At 44.1% G+C, this 3099-nt stretch carries 1 protein-coding gene; it reads right to left on the bottom strand.

Annotated elements, in window-relative coordinates:
• Positions 1 to 6: 6 nt before the first annotated feature.
• A partial coding sequence (locus A3735_RS20925; RefSeq protein ID WP_156499800.1) for an OmpA family protein occupies positions 7 to 3099 on the bottom strand: 3093 nt, incomplete at its 5' end.

Genomic DNA, 3099 nt, shown 5'->3' with positions numbered 1-3099 from the left:
CATAATCTAACGATCGCCTCCTGCTTTGATTACTACTCGTCTGTTCAAGCTTGAGTACTTTGTTTCTGAGGAAACTGGTTTTTGGCTTCCATAGCTTTTAATGCTCAAGCGTTCAGGTTTGGCTCCAAGCTGGTTTATCAGGTAGGCTTTGATGGCCTTGGCTCGCTCCAAAGACAGGCGTTCAGCCTCTTTCTCGTGTTTGTCTGCGTGCCCCTCAATGGTTACATCAGTATTAGGGTGTTTCCTCATAAAATCTGCGAGTGAAGCTAGAGAGTCATAATGAGATGGCGAGACCTTAGCTATATCCTCTCTAAACTTAAGATCTACTAGGAAGGAGGTGGATATGGCTGCCACGCTGGTTTTCAGCTTGGTTGTTTTGACAGTTGGTTTAGTTATCTCTTCTATAGGTGGTTTGACGGTTAGAACCGGCTCAGCAGAAGTCTGATCGGCCAGTTTGACAGCATCATCAAAGCGGTACTTAAGACTGACTGAAGCTAGATAAGAACTATCGTTATCCAGCTCGAAGCGTTCTAGCTGCGCATCTAATTGCCAGTTATCAGTTATTTTAGATCCCGCTCCGATGCCATAGGAAAAGCTTGAACCGCTAGTCTTGTGCTCTCCTTGATTAGATCCAAATTGAGATGCATCGTAGCTCCCTTGCCAAGAGAAAATACCTGCCTTGGCAAAAGCGCTAAACCTATCTAGGAATGTTTGCCTGTATGAACCTGAAATCTCCCAGCCTGCACCAGATTCGGGATGTATCTTTTTGACGGCGTTGAAGAAGCTTTCACTGTCGGTATAGGCGCCTTCAAACTTGATATCAACTTCTCCAAGATCAAGATAGTTAAGCTCCAATGCCCAATTGTTGTTCAGCTCATAACCAAGCCCAAAACGCCAACCTAAGCGCTCGCTGTTCTCATCAATAGCTTTGGCATCTAAACCGTTTGATTGAAGCTGCTGGTCAAACTCATTTAAGTCTGTACTTGTATACGACAACCCCAATGCGCTGTTGATATAGAGTCTGTTTAAGCTAGTCAAGGGGCTTTCTGATGCTTCAGATAAGCTGGGAGAAAGGGATAAATGGATTAAAGCAAAGCCGACAGCGAGGCTGTTCAGAGAGCGTGGCAGGAATCGTATATGCTGTTTGAAGCTTTTTGATTGAGCCAATGCAAATATCGATAGTAAGCAAAGAAGTATGATATCAATGGAACCACCACCTTCTACTGTGATTGGAGAGTCACAAGCATCACCGATACCGTTTCCATCGCCGTCAGATTGAGCAGGGTTAGAGATAGACGGGCAGTTGTCAGAATCATCTAAAACACCATCATTGTCTGCATCTATGACTACATTGACCGAATTATCGTTACTGGTTGAGGCTTGGTTCTGAGCTCCGCCTGAATCAAAAACTGAGTTTTCAGGTATGGTTGCTATGACGGAGCCATTACTTGTCATGCCAAGAACAGTTAATTGATAGGTCGTGTTGTTATTTGGGCTTACTTCACTTAATACCGCTGTAGATGGGTTAGCCGTGCCGCTTAGTACAATATCGGTGTTGCTGAAGCCGGTTATTGGCTCACTAAAAGTGATAGTGAAGATTACTGAAGCGATATTGCTTGGATCTTCTTGAGTGCTAGCCTGCTCAATCGTCACTGTTGGCCTAGGATTGATAGATAAGGCCATGTTGTTTGAAGTACAGCTGGCGTTTGTGCCGTCGTTTACGGTGAAGGAAAAAGTTGAGTCGTTAATTCCAATTGGAAGATAACTAAGCCTATCAGCATCGATATCACTTATAGCGACTGTATCTTGCGCTGCTAAGGCTTCACTACTGCCATCATTGGTACCATTATCGTTTAGATCGACAAACAAGGTTCCACTAGCTGGAAGCGATTCAATACTGATACGCACTAGATTGTCTAGGTCTTCATCAGAGTATCCAAAATCAGACGCATTAAAGTGGTAGATTCCTCCCTCATTGGCCGTAATTGACCCGTCAGAGCCGGTTGGCGGATGGTTTAGGCCCAGATCAAGCCTTGTAATGCCAAAGTCATTGTTTATTGTGCCGCCAACGATGGCATGGTTTTCACAATCAATTGATAAGGAGTAGGCTTGTTCGATTCCTCCTAAATTGAGAGTTTGTAGGCCTGTATTGTTGAAACTAGTGTCCAATTTTCCATCTGCTAGTAACCGAATGATAGAAATATCAGATTCGTTCGAGGACGAGCCTGCGACAAGTAGTTTTCCGTCAATTTGTATTGCCGAAGAACTAACAAAGTCGGCCGCATTAATATTATTGATTACAATACCATTGCCTGTCCCAGTTTCACCATCAAACGCAGTATCTAATGTTCCATCCGAATTTAGTCGAATAGTTGTGTAATCAAAAGAAGATGCGGTTACAGAATGTCCTGAGATTAATATATCGCCACTTGATTCGACAGCTATGGACATTCCACGGTCTGTGAAACCGCTGTCAATGGTAATTACGCCGTTTCCAGTGCCTGAATCGCCGTCGAATGTCGTATCAAGTGTTCCATCTGGATTAAAGCGTGCAACTAAGAAATTATTGGTAGTAACTTCATTGCCAGTGACTAAGATTTTACCATCATCTTGTACCGCCATTGTTGAGCTGTAGAAATGGAAGGAGGCTTGCAATAGGCCTGTCGCAACAATTCCATTTCCCGTGCCGCTGTCTCCATCGAAATCAGTATCCAGTGAACCATCTTCGTTTAGCTTGATAAGTGTAATGCCATCGGTCGGGAAGTTATAAGCGTGCAGTAGAATATTATCGTCTGATAAAACTGAGAGGCCGAATACATGATCAGCGCCGACATTTCTATCGAAGCTTAGAATTCCATTGGCTGAACCAGAATCGCCTTCAAATGTGGTGTCGAGTGTGCCATTGGTGTTGTAACGGGCAACTATGAAGTTGCTATATGTTGACGAATCGTCTCCATCGCCTGTTCCCGCAACAATAATCTTGTCGTCACTTTGGGTTGCGACATGGTAGGCAACGTTAGATAGTCCGCCTATATCAGTAGTCACTATTCCGTTATCGCCAAAGCTTGAATCTAGCGAGCCATCGCTCTCGTAACGGAC

This window comes from Oleiphilus sp. HI0061 (genome assembly GCF_001635675.1).
This window is presented reverse-complemented; position numbering and strand designations above follow the sequence as displayed.